The following is a 16,264-nucleotide window of genomic DNA, read 5'->3' on the forward strand; positions in this document are numbered from 1 at the left end:
CAGGCGTCAGCCATACCAGGTCTGGATGAGGCCGACGTTGTCGTTGAGGTTCGCGCCGAGGTACGGCACGGGGAGCCGGAAGGTGGTGGCGAAGTTGAGGGCACGGTTGTGGAACGTCGCCACGGTGCAGCGGTTGTAGCCCCTGGCCGAGCTGATGTTCTGCGACCAGTAGGAGTCCGGGTGCAGCGAGTACCCGGAGCTGTCGCACGGCCCGGCGTTGCCGTAGACGCTGGTGCTGGGCGTCCGGTAGTCGGTGTTGGCGTACCAGACCATCAGCAGGGTCGCCTGCGCGGACCTGCCACCGGCCGCGGCCTTGGTTTCGAGGTGGGCGCGTGCGTCGGCGGCCGACTTGGTGGAGCAGTAGCGGTAGAGCTCCGGCGAGGGTTTGCCGTTCGTGGGTGCCTTGCCCACGAGGACCGCGCAGTTCTTCGGTGCCGGGGCGGCGGTGTCCGCCGCGCTGTTCGGTGCGCTGGTCAGCAGCAGGCCGGACACACCGGCCGCCGCGACCAGGCTCGCGATGCTCTTCCGCCGGGTGAGTAGAGTCATTCTTTTCCCCCTTCATGGTGTGCCGTGCGGATGTGGACGGTGTCCGGTCGCGGGGTGCGGCCGAAGAGCCCGATCCAGGTGTAGCCGTTGCGCCCTTGTTCGCCATCGGAGTCCTGTAGCCGAACAAACAAAGCCCGAAAAACCGGCCGTTGGCGCGACTGTGATCACGGACATGAGCACTGATCGAATGAGGGGTAGGCCGATGATCAAGAAGATGACAGGGGCAGCGTCAGCGTCCAGAGCTTGAAGTGGCAGGGGCCGTTCAGAAGCTGTTCCTCCTGCCTGACCGCTCAGAACGAGTTCCGCCGCTACTGCGACATCACGATTACGTGCCCGTACTACGCGTCCTGCGGCTACTACTTCGCGTACGAAGACGGTCGTTGACGATGAAGTGGCCCGACACCGCTCGCCCGTACTGGAAACCATGGCCGTGTTCGTCACGACGACCGACGCCGATCCATACGCCGCCGATATGTGCCGCCGGTGAGACTGCCGCTGACAACCGGATGGAAGCAGAGGTGGCAGGGTGCGACTCGAGGGGTGGCACGGCTGGGTCGGTACGTTCACCGGGGTGGTGCTCCTCACGGTGGCCGCGTTGCCGGTGGCAGTGGTGGCGGCGTGGGCCCTGGCCCGCCGACGGAGGCTCGCCGGTGCCAAGGCCGCGACGGCATTGCGCACGTCGATCGCCGAGGTCGGCATCGTCTACGGGACTGTCCCGCCGGTCTGGTTGATCCTGCTGCCGGGCGACGAGGACGGGGCCGTGGTGAACCTGACGCCGCTGCGGGACCTGCTCACGATGGACACGGGCCAGATCGTCGGCAACCACCTGGTGTTCGCGGCGCTGGGGTTCCTCGCCCCACTGCGGTTCACGGCGCTGGCGTCGGTACGGCGGGTCGTCGCGCTCGGGGCCGGTTGCTCGGTCCTGGTCGAGACAGCGCAGTACGTCCTGCATCTGGACCGGGTGTCCTCCGTGGACGACGTACTGCTCAACACCGCCGGCGCCGGTCTGGCCGCACTGGCGTCACGCGTCTGGTGGCGCGGTACCGGCAGAAGCTCGCTTCCCGCCGAAGCCTGAACCAGGTGCGGGCCGCTCAGCGCTCCAGCGGGGCAGACCCGTGCGGGGAGCGGAGCACGAGCAGGGTGATCTCGCTGGGGGCGAAGACGCGGAACGGCGGGCCCCAGAAGCCGGTGCCGCGGCTGGTGTAGAGGAGCGTGCGGGAGCCGTGGTGGCTGAGGCCGGCGAGGGCGGGCTGGTCGAGGCGGACCAGGTAGTGGAAGGGCCAGATCTGGCCGCCGTGGGTGTGGCCGGAGATCTGGAGGTCGATACCGGCGGCGGCCGCCCGGTCGACGAACGTGGGCTGGTGTGCCAGGAGGAGGACGGGCAGGTCTGGGTCGGCGCCGTCCAGAGCTCCGGCGAGGTGTGCGCGATGCCCTGCCAGCCCGGAGGACTCCGCGGTGACGTCGTCCACGCCGGCGACCACGAGGGTGTCGCCGCCGCGCTCGACCAGTTGGTGGCGGTTGCGCAACGGCTCCCACCCCAGTTCGTCCATCAGGTCGACCCAGCCCTGGGCCTCGCTGTAGTACTCGTGGTTGCCGGTGACGTAGACACGGGCCTTGCTTGCCCGCACGGTCCCGAGGGGGGCGGCCTGGGCGCGGCGGCGTTCGGCCGTGCCGTCCGCGATGTCGCCGGTGTGGCAGACGAGGTCGGCTTCCAGCGAGTTGACCGTCTCGCACACCCGTGCCGACCAGCGTGCGCGATCGAGTGGGCCGTAGTGGGTGTCGGTGATGAGCACGACGCGCAGCCCGTCCAACCCGGCTCCCAGCCGGGGGAGTTGTACGTCCAGCCGGCGCACGCGTGGCACGCGGCGGGCCTCGGCGTACCCCCAGGCGAGCAGTACGGCTGTTACGGCGAGGACTGCCCAGGTGACGATCCGGGCCCGGCCCTGGCCGTCGCCGACGCCGGCCACGATCAGAGCGACCCGCAAGAGGACGCCGAGCAGGATGGACCAGGTGAACAGGACCCAGATGCTCCCCAGCAGGGTGTCACCCAAGATCGCCGCCCGGTCCTGCTGACGCCGACCGTGCCCGCGCACCATCGCGAGCGGCATGCCGATCAGGCCGAGGGCGAACAGCCCGGTGCCGACCAGCGTGACGGGCAGCGGCCAGTGCTGGCCGCCGTACAGCAGCACCCAGCAGGGCACGGCCCACAGAAGAACGGGCGCGATCAGGGGGAGGTAGCGCATGAGGCGGTGCAGTCGGCTCTGCCGCGGGGCTTGCGCTTCACCCTCGGTGGGTCGGGTGTTGCTGGTGTCGGTCACGCTGCTCCTCCTGACCGGGCTGCCGTCTCGCGCACTGTATCCGGTCGCCTTGGGCCGGCGGACTGGTGGTCGCGGGCGGCGACCAGGGCGTGGGGTGTGCTGAGCAGCGCGGTGATCGCCGCGGAGTGCGGCTGGGCGGGGAGCTGCGCTGAACGGCAGGTCCGCCGTGCCGCTTGCGCTTCGCCGAAGAGACGGCGTGCCCGTCGCTGGCTTGGCCGCACTCCGCGAGCGGTCCGTCCAGGGGCCGAGTGCAGCGAGGCGGCGTCACTGGGTGTCGAAGGCGGCGGAGTCGGTATGCCCGTCGGACACCACCAGCGAACCTTCGACCGCCGGCCGCCGGTGAGTGAAGAGCCAGAACCAGTCGTGCCGTCGTAGCCTCCGTCAGCCTCCGTGCGGCCCGAGGTTCCTTCCAAGCCTGCACACATAGCGCCGCGACGCCCCGAAGGCAAACGCCGCTCACTCGAAGGTGTGACGATACGGTGCTGATGGACCGATTCTCCGAACGACGTAGTGTCATATGCCTGTTGCTTCGATCACGGGGCAACAGGCAATGCACAAGGCGGGTCAGAGGAGAGGACGGCATCACAGGATGGCGGACACCGACTGGAGTGAACAGGGGCTGTGCCGGACCGCGGACCCCGACGACCTGTTCGTTGAGGGCGCTGCGCAGAACCGTGCCAAGGCACTGTGCAGCGGTTGCAACGTGCGGACCGAGTGCCTCGCCTACGCCTTGGACCAGCGCATCGAGTTCGGCATATGGGGAGGAATGACCGAACGCGAGCGCCGGGCCCTGCTACGGCGGCGTCCCACGGTCACCTCCTGGCGCCGCCTGCTTGCGACGGCGCGCGAGGCACACGAGCGCAACAACAACACCGTGATCGCGGCCCCTGGAAGAGCGTCTGATCTGGCAAGTTGACGGGTCTGCGAGCAGCGGGGACCGACAGAGCGGCTCGGCCGGGCCGTCGTCGACCTGACCCGGGACGGTCAGGTCGACGCCGATAATGCGTCCATGAGACCAGAAGTGCAGGCGTTTATTGCTCACGGCCCGCTCCCCGACTGTGACGCCGACGAGGAGGAGATCGACGGTCGTGTCCGTCAACTCGAGGCGATAGCACGGCCGGTCACGCCCGAGGAGGCCAAGGCCCTGGCCGCCTGCTTCGGTCCGGACGACTGCTACGGCGTCGCCTGGACGCTCCTGCACCTCATCGAGACGGCCCCCGGCCCCGTGCCCTCAGTTCCCCAACCCGCCCCGGACGCCGGCGAATGGCACCACACCCTTTGGGCGCGGTGGGGAGGCGGAGCGGGCCACGAGGACAACTCGCCGCGGTAGCAGAGCGAGACGTCGACTCAGGATGAGCGGGGGATGGCGCGGGCGTCAGGGGTGCCCTCCGCAACCGCAACCTGTCATCACCGCTCCCTCCTCGGGCGGCGGGGTCTGTGCGGCGGCCGTTTTCACCGCCGCGAGCAGTCGGCGGCGTTCCTCCGGCGGAATCCACCTGCCGTCGACGACCACGCCGTGGATGCGGCGGGTGTTGCGGATGTCGCGCAGCGGATCGGCGTCGAGGACGAGCAGATCAGCGGCCTGGCCACGGGCCACGGTGCCGACGGCGGGCAGGCCGAGAGTGTCGGCCGCGTCCCGCGTGGCTGCGCGCAGAGCTTCAGCCGGGGTGAGGCCGGCCGCCACGAGGAGCGCCAGCTCGTCGTGGAGGGCGAAGCCGGGGACGAGGTATCCCGTGCCGGTGTCGGTGCCCGCCGCCAGCCGCACACCTGCGCCGTGCAACTCGCTCACCAGCCGCAACCGGTGGGCGAAGATCCGGCGGATCTGCCGTCGCTGCTCGGGAGTGCGTCCACCGGTCAGGGCTGAGAGCTGGTCCGGCCAGCTCTCCACCTGCCAGGCAGGCAGGTACTTCCATTCCCCGTCCCGGGACGGAACTTCGTCGGGCAGCTCCAGCGTGCGGTGCACGCTGAGCGTGGGGACGACGGTTGTCCCGTCAGCCGCCAGGCTCCGGAAGAGGGCGTCCGCCCGGTCCTGGTCGTAGCCGCGTACCGCCCGCCATTCGAGGGGATGCACCTGCTGGAACCAACTGTGGTACCGGGACAGGCTGCTGGGGTCGCCCGGATCGATCCGTACGGCAGCCAGGCGCCGCCGTATCTCCTTCTCGTGCCGTGAGGTGGCCAGGAGCAGCGCGTGCAGATGCTCGATGCTGCGGTGGCCGACGGCGCTCGCCTCCGCGATCCGTACCGTGTCGGGGCAGTGCCCGAGGTGGGGAATGCCCTGGCGCCGGGCCTCGTCCGCGATGGCGAAGTACGACTCGCGGGACAAGCGGGAGTACACCTTGACGAAGTCGGCGCCCTCGCGCTTGACCCGCCGTACGGCGCGCCGGGCCTCCGCGGCGTCGCGCACTTCGATGGTCGGGCCCACGTCGGCCGCCCACAGTGAGGGCGTGCCGTCGACGATGGGGCTGCCGACCACCCAGCGGGGGCCGAGCAGTGCACCGCTGCGGATCTTCTCGCGCCACTCGTGGTGGACCGGCTGGCCCCGCATCTCCCGGACCGTGGTGACACCGGCGAGGGCGTACAGCGGCGGAACCACTGTCTCCGGGCCGTCGCTGTGGGTGTGCGCTTCGATCAGTCCCGGGATCAGGTACTTGCCGGTCAGGTCGACCGTACGGGTGCCAGGGCGGAGCCGTGTGCTTGCGCTCGGGGCGAGTCCGGTGATGCGGCCGCCCTCGACGAGGACCGTCATGTCGGGGGTCGAGGGTGCTCCCGATCCGTCGATCACGGTGACATGGGTGAGCGCCAACGGGCCAGTGTGGTCGCCGACCTTGCCTTCGGCCGGGCGTGCCGTCTCGGCGGAAGCCGTGCCCGACAGTGCTGTACCCGTCATGGCGGCGGCCCCGACCAGGAACCCTCGTCACGCCATGCCGTGAGCTGCCCCAACTGCTGCTTCGGCCATGCCTTTTCCCCTCCTGCTGGTGAATCCGTCGAACGTGTCCGCCGACCCCACGACTCTGGCGGACACGGGTCGAAAGGACAGTGCGGCCAGACCGTGCATCTGGGGGTGTTGCTGGGACCACCGGGCATCTCCCGGCGCGAACCACCAGGTTGGGGGGAAACCTGTCACGGCGGGGGACTGGTGAGGTCGATCCATATCCAAGGGGCACGGTGCCAGGGGCGAATCTCACCTACGACCAGCTCGATCGTGCTGCGGTATGCACACCCATGCAAGAATTGAACATGTTCAACGCGTCTGACAGGGTGTCTCCCCTGACCCACTGTTATCGGTCGGGCGATGTGGGTTGAGGGTGGGAGGTCCTGGTGGCGGGCGGAAGCAGGCTGCGTGCGTGGGGGGCGTGTCTCGGCGGCTTGATGGTGGTGTGGGCCGCCCTGACGGGCTGCGCCGGTCCTTATCAGTACTACGGCGGAACAGGGATCCACGACACCACGGCCGCCGAAGTCGCTGGAAGCTGGGCGAACGTCGAGGGGACCCGAGTGATGCTCCGGCAGGACGGAACGGCTCTGCTCGAAAATCTCGACGGGCAGGACTTCGACTTCGAGGACGGCTGGCGCCTGTCCGGTACGGGAACCTGGCAACTGACCGACGAGGATGGCGGACAGGTCGTCCGGCTCGCACTGACAGCCCGGACACGCGTGGAGAGCCGGTCGACCACGACGGCTGACACCTCGGCTCCTGAACCCCCATCGACATACGTGTGGTCCTTCTACGTGGACCGCGACCAGCACGACGAGGTGCAGTTGTTCTTCTTCTACGGCGATCCCGACGCCGGAAACACATACGCGATGACGCGCGAGACGGGCACGTAGCCGTTCGGTCATCGCTGGGCCCGCACAGGCCCCTGGCAGCCACCGAGGCGAACCACCGTTCTGCCGCGTCCTGCCAGGGACGACGTCGGCCTTCCACCGACCGCTCACCCACCCGCGCGAAGGAGCCGTGCAGGGCCCGCGTCAGGGGCCGGTGTCCGGATGAGGGCGCGGTCCGGGGTGGGGCGCGGCCTCCGGTGTCTCAGGGGCCTGGGCCCGTTGGCAGTCGCACGCCGGCGGGGGTGGTCCAGCGGTGAGTCGGTCCGCGGGCACCCGCTCGATGCGGGTCCAGCCCTTCCAGCCACGGTCCTGCAGTACTGCCAGCACGTGTTCGGCGCCCGGCGCCCACTCGAGCACGGTGGAGTCCATCAGGGCGACGAACTGGTCGTCGAAGCCTTCGTCGCCCACCTCGCCGGCCTCCACGGCGCGGATCAGCAGGCGCTCCAGGACGTCGGCGAGCCCCACGATCCGGGGATCGCCGGGCAGCCAGTCGAGGTCCCCGGTGAAGAAGCCGTAGAGCGCCACCATGTCGGGGTCGTTCAACTCCTCGTGCTTCTTGGCGATCACTGAGTCGATCATGTCCGGCACCTGTGCGGCGATCATGATCCAGGCGTCCCGCTCCAGCTCGATGTACGGCTCCACGACGCCGAGACCGCGCAGGCGGTCGAGGTAGTCCACGACACTCTGCGGGAGCGCGAGGTGCTCTCCGGCGGCGAGCCGGGCGAGCCGCCCGCGGGTGTCCTGCAACCGCCGTATCTCGGCGCGTAGTTGCTTGTCGATCTCCCGGACCCCGCTGAGGAAGTCCTCCGGGCCGGCGTCGAGGAGTTCCTGCACCCTGGCCAGCGGCACACCGGCGTCGGCCAGGGTGCGGATCCGGATCAGTCGCACGACCGCGCTGGAGTCGTAGGTGCGGTACCCGGACCGGTCGCGCCGGGGCTCGGGCAGCAGTCCGATCTTGTGGTAGTGGCGTACCGCCCGTACCGTCACCCCGGCGTACGTCGCCAACTGACTGATGGTGAGCATGGGCCCAGCCTGCCTCAGGCGATCTTCCGGCGGTAGGCGGTCATGGCGAAGACGTACGCTACGACGAGGATGCCCACGCACCACGCGAGCGCGGTCCAGATGTCCTCGCCGACCGGTTGCCCCGTGAACAGGGCACGGATCGTGTTGACGATCGACGTCACCGGCTGGTGCTCGGCGAACCAGCGCACCGGGCCGGGCATCGTCCTCGTGGGCACGAACGCCGAGCTGACGAACGGCAGGAAGATGAGCGGGTAGGCGAACGCGCCGGCCCCCTCCACCGAGGACGCGGACAGACCGGGGATCACGGCGAGCCAGGTCAGCGCCAGGGTGAACAGAAGCAGGATGCCGGCGACGGCGAGCCACGACGACACTCCTGCTCCCGAGCGGAAGCCCATGAGCACCGCGACGGCCACGACGAGCACGAGCGCGAGCAGGTTGGCGACCAGAGAGGTGACGACATGGGCCCACAGCACCCCCGACCGTGCGATCGGCATGGACTGGAACCGCTCGAAGATCCCGCTCTTCACGTCGGTGAACAGCCGGTACGCGGTATAGGAGATGCCCGACGCGATCGTCATGAGCAGGATGCCGGGCAGCATGTAGTTGACGTACGGAACCGACCCGGTGTCGATGGCGCCGCCGAAGACGTAGACGAACATCAGCATCATGGCGACCGGTGTGACGGCGGTCGTGATGATGGTGTCCATGCTGCGTGTGACGTGGCGCAGGGTCCGCCCCGTGAGCGCGGCAGTGTCGCTGAAGAAGTACGAGCTCATTCCTGGCCTCCGGTGGTCGTGGTGATGGCGTCGCCCTGGTCGCCGCCGCCGATGACCGCGAGGAAGATCTCCTCCAGCGTCGGCTGCTTCTCGACGTACTCGACCTTGGCTGGCGGGAAGAGTTGCTTCAGTTCGGCAAGGGTGCCGTTCACGATGATCCGCCCCTGGTGGAGGATGGCGATCCGGTCGGCAAGGTGCTCGGCCTCCTCCAGGTACTGCGTGGTGAGCAGCACCGTCGTGCCGTGACCGGCGAGTTCCTTGACCGCTTCCCACACCTCGATGCGCGCCTCCGGGTCGAGTCCGGCCGTCGGCTCGTCCAGGAAGATCACCGGTGAGTTTCCGATGAGGCTCATGGCGATGTCCAGGCGGCGGCGCATCCCGCCCGAGTAGGTGGACACGCGGCGCGCTCCGGCCTCGCTCAGCGAGAAGCGCCTCAGCAGGTCGTCCGCGATCGTGCCCGGGTCTTCGAGGTGACGCAGTCTGGCGACCAGGACGAGGTTCTCCCGACCGCTGAGCATCTCGTCGACGGCCGCGAACTGCCCGGTGAGACTGATGGACTCCCGCACACGCGCGGGTTGTGCCGCGACGTCGAAGCCGTTCACACTCACCGTGCCCGCGTCGGCCTTCAGAAGCGTGGCGAGGATCCGCACGGTGGTGGTCTTCCCCGCCCCGTTGGAGCCGAGCAGGGCGAAGATGCTGCCCGGCGCCACGTCGAAGTCCACGCCGCGCAGCACGTCGAGCTTCCCGTACGACTTCTGCAGCCCCCGCACGCGCATCGCCGGACCGGCGATCGTCTGGGCCGTCATGGTCATCTGTCTCCTTTGCGGACCTGTGCCACGCGACTGCGAGGGCACCCGTGCCGAAAGGATGGAGGGTTGACCCTACGTCAAGGTCAAGCCGGGTCTGCCGGTCTCTGCCGGGGCTGCTCCGATCACGGCTTCCCCGCCGTCGGTGCTTTTGCGGCGCGTCCGGCACTCCGCGAGGAGTTCGCGGCGCTTTCGAAGGCAAATCCCGCCACGTCGCTCCGAGTTGGTTTTCTCCAGCATGCCCAGGCCATGGAACAGTCGAGTGACCAGGAAGGAGGCGACTTGCTTCCCTGGCTCCTCAGTAGTGATCGATCTTTTGCTGTCGCCCCCGCAGCGGTCGGGTGCCGGGTGCTGCGCCCGTGGGGAATTTCCCTGCTCAGATGCCTGTGAGACGGTCGCTGTCCGGGCGTAACGGAACGTCACCTCTCAGTCACCTGTTGGCCAGTACATGACTAACTTGGTCGACCGGTGCCGGTTAGCGTTTTCCGCGCTGGACATCCCAGCGGACCGAGTGTCAACAGGGGGATTCCTTACATGCGTATGAGAGCCAAGGCCATCACAACGGTCGCGGCAGGCCTGCTGGCCGTCGCGGGGCTGTCCGCGCCGACCGCCGCGGCGGCAACGTCAGGCGACCAGGGTGCCCGGACAGCGACGTCCGACCGGATCGCCGCCAACACGTGGGTCTACACGTGGACCAGCGCGAACATCCGCAGTTGTGCCTCCACCGCGTGCAGCATCAACTACACGGTCCCCGCCAACTACCAGCTCAGCGCCATATGTTGGGCACACGGCCAGTGGGTGAGCCAGAACGGCGTCTCCCACGACAAGTGGGTCCTGCTCGGCTCGGGCTCGAGCTGGATCTGGGGCGGCCTGCTCAAGGGGAACGAGACGGGCAACGTACCCAACCAATGCTGAACTCCGTGGGAATGGCGAGTGCCCACGCTGCCCGGAAGCTGAACCGGCAGGCGGTGCACAGGCGCCTTCCGCGGCCGAAGTAGGTGACTCGTCGCTTCCCGAAGGCCACCAGCGAATCCCCTGTCTCCAGAAGGGGAATCGCTGGTGGCCCATTGCGTGCCCGGCGGGCATTCGCAGCGGCTGGGGCATCTGCGCCGACCTGTTTCTCTTGCCGGGCCCCCGCATTCGCACCTCGCCTGCCGCCTGCCGCCTGCCGCCTGCCGCCTGCCGCCCGTCGAAGTCGAGGCCGCCGTGACCCGGCGGCGAGCGGTGACGGATCATCGAACACATGTCTCTCACATCCCGGCGAAGACTCCTCGCCGCCCTGGCAGCCTCTGCCGCCGTCCCGCTCACCGGCCTGGCCGCCGTCCCGGCGCGAGCCGCTGCTCTCGCCGACGTGCCGGTCTTCCCGGGGCCGGGTGGACTCCCCTCGGCCCGTTCGTGGGTGTCCATGGCACCGCTCGGCGCCGCGCACTTCACCCCGGTGGCACTCGCCGCCCCGCTCACCGCCACCGCGCTGTCCGGCACCCCGGCCCGCACCGAGGTGACCTCCGGAGGAAGGCGCGTCGCGCTGCTGACCCAGGGTGCGCGGACCGTCGTACTGCCCGGCCCGCAACGGACGTTCGCGGAGAACAAGCGTCCCTTCGTGGACGACTTCCAGCGGGCACTGCCGGACCTCGCGCTGGACGAGACGGACCGCGCGTACTGGGGTACCTCGCCGGGCGGCGGCAAGTGGGTCACGTCCGAAACCTTCAAGACGGACTTCTCGGTGGTGCCGGGCGCCGGGATCATCGACCTCACGACCGCCGGGTCCAGCCGGCACGCCAGCCTGCGTGACGACGAGATCACCGACGTCGACGTGCGCTGCACGGCGAGGTTCGACAAGGTCCCCATGGGGCAGGCCTGTTCGTTCGCGCTGACCTTCGGTTACGTCAGCACCCAGAATCACTACCGGGCGCGGCTGTCCTTCCTCACCTCCGGGGCGGTCGAGATGCGGCTGGAGAAGGAGGTCACCAACGACGTGGCCTCGCTGGCGACGGCGGTCACCCTGGCCACGGGCGTGCCGGCGGGGACCGAATGGACGATCCGGGTGCGGCGGGAGGGCACCCGGATCCGGGCGAAGGCCTGGCAGTCCGCGTCAACGGAGCCCAGTTCGTGGGCCTTCGACGTCACCGACTCCACGTCCACCCTGATCAAGGGCCGGGTGGGCGTGCGCGCCCTGGCCAACGACGGCTGCACCAACCTGCCGGTGCGACTGTCGGTGAGCGGTCTTCAGGTGGACGCCGCCAACTGGGCGGTCCTGCCGACCGTCACCCACGGCGACTGGGTGCGTGTGCTGTCCGAGCCGTTCGACGGCACCTGGACACCCGAGCTGGAGCGGACGATCCGCGGCTGGGCCGGATCCACCCTCCCGGACGTCCTCGCGTACGCCGCGATGTTCCTCGGCGGCGCCGCGGCGGTGACGGCCGGCGCAGGACCCGCCCAGGGAAGGCAAGTGCTGGGCGAGGCAGGCTACGGCTACCTCGACACACACGGCTACCGCCTCGAAGGCGCCGACTTCCACGAGTACATGAAGGTGGGCTGGACCTTCCCGGACGGCACGTACAAGGGGCCGTCCAGCAAGCAGGTCGGCAACCTCGACTGCTCGGGCTACACGCGGATGGTCTACGGCTACCACCTGGGCGTACCGCTGGCCGCCGACGAGGACACCTCCGGTACCCGGATACCGCGCAAGTCACGGCACATCGCCGACTACGCGCCGGGCGTGCTCGTCGACCGGGCCACCGGGACCACTCCGCCCGCCGCGCCCCTGCTTCAGCCCGGCGACCTGGTGCTGTTCAACGCCGACTCCAGCGACGACGGGGTCAGCCCGACGATCGACCACGTCGGTGTCTACCTGGGCCTCGACGGCGACGGGAAACGCCGCTTCCTCTCCAGCCGCAAGACGGTCAACGGGCCCACCATGTCGGATCTCGGCGGCGCGTCCCTCCTCGACGGCTCGGGGACCTACGCCAGGACACTGCACACCGTGCGCCGGATCTGAACCGGGTCGGCAGCCACGACGTCCCGTGAACCGTGGGGTGAGTCGGGGGAAGGCGCGCCGACATCCACCGGTCGCGGGCCCGGAACCCGCTGGCGCGGTCCCCGGCAGCCGGAGGCAGCGCCCACCCTCGGGCTGCCGGGGTGACCGAACTCGCCCTTGCAGCAAGGCAGTAGAGGGCCGACCGCGAACCTCCCCGCCAAAATGATCTGTGACAGCGCTGTGACCGGAGGTGTGGGCTCCGCCACAGCCCGCCGGGGGTGTCGCCTGGTGGGGTGGGCGAATGCCGACCGCCTCCCGCACCGTTCCCGCCGTACTCGCCGCTGCCCTGCTGCTCGCCGCGTGTGGTTCTCAGCGCGCCTCGTCCAGTGGGGACGCAGACGCCGGGGGCGGGCCGGTGAGAGCAGAGGCGCTGTGTCCGTCGGACCTGCCCCAGTACGGCAGCCCGCCGTCCGCGGAGCCGTCCGTCCACCCCTCCGGCACGCCGACCGCGCTGCCCCTGCCCTCCGCGAACGGTGACGGCACGGCCGGGGACGGCGTGAAGATCACCGCGTTGTACGCCTGGGGCCCGCAGAGCGGCTGCGCGGGAGTCGACTACAGCGCGGACTTCGAGATCACCAATAAGCGGACGGAGAAGGCCACTTACACGGTGACGTTCGGGTTCCTCCCGGCGTCCCGAGCCGGGGGCGACAACGTTCGGAAGACCGTCGAGGCGGTCGGTGCGGGGCAGGTCGTCAAGGGCACCGTCGTCCTGGGGGAGGGGACCGGGAACGGACCCGTGACCGGCGTAAAGGTGATCAAGGTGCGGAGTGTTCCCGCAGCCGAGGCGCCGTCCGCCTCGGGCACGTGCCCTGACTCCGGTATGCGCCTTTACGCCGACGAGGGAGACGCGGCCATGGGCCTGCGCGTCGTCGGCCTGCACCTGGTCAACTGCGGTACCCGGCACGTCCGTCTCAACGGCTATCCCAAACTCGCGCTCGAGGACGAGGACCACCACCCCGTGGACGGTGTGCGCGTCCTCCAGGGCACCGATCAGATCAGCACCGGCCTCGGAGGGGACAGCGGGCCCCAACTGGTCGTCCTGCGGCCGGGGCAGGCTGCCGTGGCCGGACTGGCCTGGCGCAACACGACCCAGGCCGGCGAACCGGTGAATGCGCCCTACGTCCGCGTCTGGGCCACACCCGCCGCTGATCCCGTGATGGTCGTGCCCGAACTCGACCTCGGCACGACGGGGAAACTCGGCGTCGGTCCGTGGCGGAAGGACGACACGTTCAGTGACCCCGCCGGCGCCGCCGCCCGTCCGTGATCGCGTTCCTCGTGGTGATCGCGTGCGCGCTCGCCGTGTACGTCCTCGCGCACCCGCGCATCGCATCCGGGGTCAAGGTCGTCCTCCTCACCACGCCACCAGTGGCCGGAGTCGTGTGGCTTCTGGGGGAGGTCTTCGAGATGGCGTTCACGGCCGGGGTCGTCGGCGCGGTGTTCGTGGTGTGCCTGGTCGCCCTGCTCGGGCTCCTCGGACACCCTCGCCTGCAGACCTGGACGAAGATGATCGTGTTCGGCACGGTTCCGGTGGCGGCGCTGTCCTGGCTGCTTGTCGTCACGGCGGACGACACGATCAAGGACCCCGGTGAGGACCCGTGTTCCATGTACTACGGGGGCGTGGGCAGCTCCAAGGCGTTTCCCCCGCAGGCCTTTTGCCGCTACGAGGACGGCAGCACCCACGATCTCGCGACCGGCGGCCAGTTCGTGTTCTGGGTCTGCTTCACCGTCAGTTTGGCTCTGCTGTCCATCGGCCTGTGGCAGGTCGTACGGGACCCGGGAACGTTCGTGCGGCAGTTCAGGGCCGTGACCGACGGCCGGTGAGCAAATGATGGCACGCGGCACCGACCGCTGAGGACCCGGGACGTAAGGATTTCGTCATCTCGTCCCGGCTGTGCCACGGCCGTGCACACCGTTGAATGAGGTGCCGACAGGAAAGATCCGTGGAAGTGAGGCCGGGATGGGGCGCGTGCGGGAGACGTTGGGCAGGCCGTTGGCCGTGGGGGCGCTGGCGGTGGCGGTCGTCGCTGTCGGCTTCGGGCTGTACTGGTTCCAGCCGTGGAAGCTGTGGCAGGACGAGACGGTGGAGGAGGCGCTGCCCGGAGTCGTGACCACCTCGGCCCCGTCGACGGCGGAGCCCACGGCCTCCGCGCCGGCATCGCCCAGCTCGGTCGCGGAGCCCCGGACGGTGGCGAGTGGTGACCTGATCAGCCACGAGCACGCGACCAAGGGCACGGTGAAGCTCGTACGGCTTGCCGACGGCTCCCATGTCGTCCGGCTGGAGAACCTCGACACCAGCAACGGCCCCGACCTGCGGGTGTGGCTGACCGACGCGCCGGTCAAGGAGGGCAGCGCGGGCTGGCGCGTGTTCGACGACGGGAAGCACGTCAGCCTCGGCAAGCTCAAGGGCAACAAGGGGAGCCAGAACTACACCGTGCCCGGTGACGTCGATCCCTCCGCCTTCACCAGCGTGAGCATCTGGTGCGACCGCTTCGACGTGTCCTTCGGCGCGGCCGAACTCGCCCGCGCCTGAGGGGTGCCGGCCGATGGCCCGGGGCGCCGCGGTCGAGAGGGGGGAGTTCTGACGTCGCCGCCCGATCGCTCGGAAGGGTCGCGGGGAGCGGACACAACTGATGCGGGCCACGGACAGTGCGTCCGTGGCCCGCATCAGTTGTGTCTCCGTCCGTTTCACGCGAAGTTCGGGCTGCGTGTCACGGGCATGCTCGCCTCAGCCTGCCTTACGTCGAAACGGCACACCCGGCCGAGTCCGGCAGGTCAGGCGTGGCGGTGGGACCGTCGATTACCCGTGACCACTCGGTACAGCACGAGCAGGATGAGAGAGCCGACGATGGCGGCTATCCAGGTCGACAGGTCGAAGAAACCGTCGATCGAGTCGACACCGAAGATCACCTTGCCGAGCCAGCCTCCGAGAAGACCGCCGACGATGCCGATCAGCATGGTGATGATGATGCCACCCGGGTCCTTGCCGGGCAGCAGAAGCTTGGCGATAGCGCCGGCCAGCAGGCCGATCAGAATCCAGGCGATGATGCCCACGTCTCCTCCTCGTTCAGAAATACCTTCCTCACCCGAATGCGCGCGGACGGGATTGATAAACCTGGAATAAAGATGATCGATTGGGGGAGGGGGTCGCTCGCACCCTGTCGATGCCGGGCGAGGTGAAGCCGGGGTGCGCCTTTCCGCCCTCGCCGAACGGGTCGGTGGAGACCCGGGGCGCCGGGAACCACGTGCCCTAGCACTCCATACGTCGACCGTGAACTCGCTGGTGTGGGGCGCCGCGAGATCACCGGCGTTGATCAGCCGGACGAGATCGCCCACACCGTCGGCGGTGTCCGTCCCTTGCCCGCTTACTCCAGTCCACCGAGGCGGAGGGCATCCCTCATCTCGCTGAGTTTCGCGGCTGCCGTCGCGGTCCACTCCTGCGGCCGGCCGGCAGCACGGAGGGCGTCCTCGATCTCCCTGAGCTTGATGGAGGGCAGCACGCCTGCCCGCTCGACCAGGTCGTCCCGGGACACGGTGGTCAACCACGTGCAAGGGGTGAAGCCCGGACGTGGGAACGCGAACCGCAGCACGCCGTCAAAGGGCAGTCCTTCCGCGGCGCCCACGGTCACTTCGATGCCCAGACCGCTGATGTCGACGCCCGCCGGAGCGACGACCTGCATCGCCCGGAGCCCGGACGCCTCGTCTCCCGGCAGCAGCACGACCGGCCGTCGCTCATCGAACTCGACCCACCAGACTTCGCCGTGCTGCATCTGTCCTCCTGGCGCGATCTGCGGTGAGGGCGCTGCGAAAAACGGGTGCGGCCACCGTTGATCATCGGCGCGTGAGGACTGTAGATCATGCGGTGGCAGCAGGGCACAGCGTAGACCGTGCCCGGTGGCAGGAGTCAGTCCAGGGCCTGATACAGCGGATCGCGGGCCC

At 69.3% G+C, this 16,264-nt stretch carries 17 protein-coding genes; 9 read left to right on the forward strand and 8 right to left on the reverse strand.

The window, feature by feature from the left end; all coding sequences use genetic code 11:
* Positions 1 to 6: 6 nt before the first annotated feature.
* A complete protein-coding gene (locus ACIQJT_RS04705; RefSeq protein WP_402639830.1) occupies positions 7 to 546 on the reverse strand; it encodes a hypothetical protein in 540 nt (179 codons plus the stop codon).
* Between the two features lie 526 nt (positions 547 to 1,072).
* Between ACIQJT_RS04705 and ACIQJT_RS04710 the strand changes: the two genes are divergently transcribed.
* The gene (locus ACIQJT_RS04710) at positions 1,073 to 1,621 is read left to right on the forward strand and encodes a VanZ family protein (RefSeq protein ID WP_402639832.1); all 549 of its coding nucleotides are present in this window, start codon (positions 1,073 to 1,075) and stop codon (positions 1,619 to 1,621) included.
* A 16-nt stretch (positions 1,622 to 1,637) separates the two neighbouring features.
* On the opposite strand, the gene ACIQJT_RS04715 is transcribed toward ACIQJT_RS04710, so the two are convergent.
* Complete coding sequence (locus ACIQJT_RS04715; protein ID WP_402639834.1) at positions 1,638 to 2,864, reverse strand: metallophosphoesterase; 1,227 nt, start codon at positions 2,862 to 2,864, stop codon at positions 1,638 to 1,640.
* Between the two features lie 589 nt (positions 2,865 to 3,453).
* Here ACIQJT_RS04715 and ACIQJT_RS04720 point away from each other — a divergent pair.
* Both ACIQJT_RS04720 and ACIQJT_RS04725 read left to right on the forward strand, forming a co-directional pair.
* On the forward strand, positions 3,454 to 3,780 hold the full coding sequence (locus tag ACIQJT_RS04720) for a WhiB family transcriptional regulator (protein ID WP_365462594.1): 327 nt from the start codon (positions 3,454 to 3,456) through the stop codon (positions 3,778 to 3,780).
* Between the two features lie 93 nt (positions 3,781 to 3,873).
* Positions 3,874 to 4,194 (forward strand): hypothetical protein, encoded by a 321-nt coding sequence (locus tag ACIQJT_RS04725; protein ID WP_402639836.1) that lies wholly within the window; start codon positions 3,874 to 3,876, stop codon positions 4,192 to 4,194.
* A gap of 45 nt (positions 4,195 to 4,239) precedes the next feature.
* Here the strand turns inward: ACIQJT_RS04725 and ACIQJT_RS04730 are convergent, their stop codons facing one another.
* Positions 4,240 to 5,751 (reverse strand): amidohydrolase family protein, encoded by a 1,512-nt coding sequence (locus tag ACIQJT_RS04730; RefSeq protein WP_402639838.1) that lies wholly within the window; start codon positions 5,749 to 5,751, stop codon positions 4,240 to 4,242.
* Between the two features lie 431 nt (positions 5,752 to 6,182).
* Here ACIQJT_RS04730 and ACIQJT_RS04735 point away from each other — a divergent pair, with 431 nt between their 5' ends.
* Positions 6,183 to 6,689: a hypothetical protein gene (locus ACIQJT_RS04735; protein ID WP_402639840.1), complete on the forward strand. Its 507-nt coding sequence runs from the start codon at positions 6,183 to 6,185 to the stop codon at positions 6,687 to 6,689.
* Between the two features lie 141 nt (positions 6,690 to 6,830).
* Here the strand turns inward: ACIQJT_RS04735 and ACIQJT_RS04740 are convergent, their stop codons facing one another.
* Genes ACIQJT_RS04740 through ACIQJT_RS04750 form a run of 3 tightly spaced genes read right to left on the reverse strand, consistent with a single transcriptional unit; the run spans position 6,831 to position 9,291 of the window.
* Positions 6,831 to 7,709 (reverse strand): MerR family transcriptional regulator, encoded by an 879-nt coding sequence (locus tag ACIQJT_RS04740; protein WP_402639842.1) that lies wholly within the window; start codon positions 7,707 to 7,709, stop codon positions 6,831 to 6,833.
* A gap of 14 nt (positions 7,710 to 7,723) precedes the next feature.
* On the reverse strand, positions 7,724 to 8,485 hold the full coding sequence (locus ACIQJT_RS04745) for an ABC transporter permease (RefSeq protein WP_402639844.1): 762 nt from the start codon (positions 8,483 to 8,485) through the stop codon (positions 7,724 to 7,726).
* Positions 8,482 to 9,291 (reverse strand): ABC transporter ATP-binding protein, encoded by an 810-nt coding sequence (locus ACIQJT_RS04750; RefSeq protein WP_365462837.1) that lies wholly within the window; start codon positions 9,289 to 9,291, stop codon positions 8,482 to 8,484. The genes ACIQJT_RS04745 and ACIQJT_RS04750 overlap by 4 nt, the downstream gene beginning before the upstream one ends.
* Before the next feature lie 534 nt (positions 9,292 to 9,825).
* On the opposite strand from ACIQJT_RS04750, the gene ACIQJT_RS04755 reads away from it, so the two are divergent.
* From ACIQJT_RS04755 to ACIQJT_RS04775, 5 genes are all read left to right on the forward strand, one after another.
* Positions 9,826 to 10,206 (forward strand): hypothetical protein, encoded by a 381-nt coding sequence (locus ACIQJT_RS04755; protein WP_365462834.1) that lies wholly within the window; start codon positions 9,826 to 9,828, stop codon positions 10,204 to 10,206.
* Between the two features lie 328 nt (positions 10,207 to 10,534).
* Positions 10,535 to 12,289 carry an NlpC/P60 family protein gene (locus tag ACIQJT_RS04760; protein ID WP_402639847.1) on the forward strand — a complete coding sequence of 585 codons (1,755 nt, stop codon included), beginning with the start codon at positions 10,535 to 10,537 and terminating at the stop codon, positions 12,287 to 12,289.
* A gap of 280 nt (positions 12,290 to 12,569) precedes the next feature.
* Entirely contained in the window at positions 12,570 to 13,592 is a 1,023-nt protein-coding gene (locus ACIQJT_RS04765; RefSeq protein WP_402639849.1) for a DUF4232 domain-containing protein, read from the forward strand.
* On the forward strand, positions 13,589 to 14,149 hold the full coding sequence (locus ACIQJT_RS04770; protein ID WP_402639851.1) for a hypothetical protein: 561 nt from the start codon (positions 13,589 to 13,591) through the stop codon (positions 14,147 to 14,149). The genes ACIQJT_RS04765 and ACIQJT_RS04770 overlap by 4 nt, the downstream gene beginning before the upstream one ends.
* Before the next feature lie 136 nt (positions 14,150 to 14,285).
* Positions 14,286 to 14,858, forward strand: coding sequence for a DM13 domain-containing protein (locus ACIQJT_RS04775; protein ID WP_402639853.1), 573 nt, complete (start codon positions 14,286 to 14,288; stop codon positions 14,856 to 14,858).
* A gap of 242 nt (positions 14,859 to 15,100) precedes the next feature.
* Here ACIQJT_RS04775 and ACIQJT_RS04780 read toward each other — a convergent pair whose 3' ends face one another.
* Both ACIQJT_RS04780 and ACIQJT_RS04785 read right to left on the reverse strand, forming a co-directional pair.
* Positions 15,101 to 15,379 (reverse strand): GlsB/YeaQ/YmgE family stress response membrane protein, encoded by a 279-nt coding sequence (locus ACIQJT_RS04780; RefSeq protein ID WP_020120489.1) that lies wholly within the window; start codon positions 15,377 to 15,379, stop codon positions 15,101 to 15,103.
* A gap of 311 nt (positions 15,380 to 15,690) precedes the next feature.
* Entirely contained in the window at positions 15,691 to 16,095 is a 405-nt protein-coding gene (locus tag ACIQJT_RS04785; RefSeq protein ID WP_402639855.1) for a type II toxin-antitoxin system PemK/MazF family toxin, read from the reverse strand.
* Positions 16,096 to 16,264: the final 169 nt, after the last annotated feature.

The sequence above is a fragment of the Streptomyces sp. NPDC091972 genome (genome assembly GCF_044756385.1).
Taxonomy (GTDB): Bacteria; Actinomycetota; Actinomycetes; order Streptomycetales; family Streptomycetaceae; genus Streptomyces.

What these genes read in the sequence shown, in the direction of transcription:
- ACIQJT_RS04705 (WP_402639830.1), bottom strand. Translation starts at nt 546, where the DNA reads ATGACTCTACTCACCCGGCGGAAGAGCATCGCGAGCCTGGTCGCGGCG.
- ACIQJT_RS04720 (WP_365462594.1), top strand. Translation starts at nt 3,454, where the DNA reads ATGGCGGACACCGACTGGAGTGAACAGGGGCTGTGCCGGACCGCGGAC.
- ACIQJT_RS04725 (WP_402639836.1), top strand. Translation starts at nt 3,874, where the DNA reads ATGAGACCAGAAGTGCAGGCGTTTATTGCTCACGGCCCGCTCCCCGAC.
- ACIQJT_RS04730 (WP_402639838.1), bottom strand. Translation starts at nt 5,751, where the DNA reads ATGACGGGTACAGCACTGTCGGGCACGGCTTCCGCCGAGACGGCACGC.
- ACIQJT_RS04740 (WP_402639842.1), bottom strand. Translation starts at nt 7,709, where the DNA reads ATGCTCACCATCAGTCAGTTGGCGACGTACGCCGGGGTGACGGTACGG.
- ACIQJT_RS04745 (WP_402639844.1), bottom strand. Translation starts at nt 8,485, where the DNA reads ATGAGCTCGTACTTCTTCAGCGACACTGCCGCGCTCACGGGGCGGACC.
- ACIQJT_RS04750 (WP_365462837.1), bottom strand. Translation starts at nt 9,291, where the DNA reads ATGACGGCCCAGACGATCGCCGGTCCGGCGATGCGCGTGCGGGGGCTG.
- ACIQJT_RS04755 (WP_365462834.1), top strand. Translation starts at nt 9,826, where the DNA reads ATGCGTATGAGAGCCAAGGCCATCACAACGGTCGCGGCAGGCCTGCTG.
- ACIQJT_RS04760 (WP_402639847.1), top strand. Translation starts at nt 10,535, where the DNA reads ATGTCTCTCACATCCCGGCGAAGACTCCTCGCCGCCCTGGCAGCCTCT.
- ACIQJT_RS04765 (WP_402639849.1), top strand. Translation starts at nt 12,570, where the DNA reads ATGCCGACCGCCTCCCGCACCGTTCCCGCCGTACTCGCCGCTGCCCTG.
- ACIQJT_RS04775 (WP_402639853.1), top strand. Translation starts at nt 14,286, where the DNA reads ATGGGGCGCGTGCGGGAGACGTTGGGCAGGCCGTTGGCCGTGGGGGCG.
- ACIQJT_RS04785 (WP_402639855.1), bottom strand. Translation starts at nt 16,095, where the DNA reads ATGCAGCACGGCGAAGTCTGGTGGGTCGAGTTCGATGAGCGACGGCCG.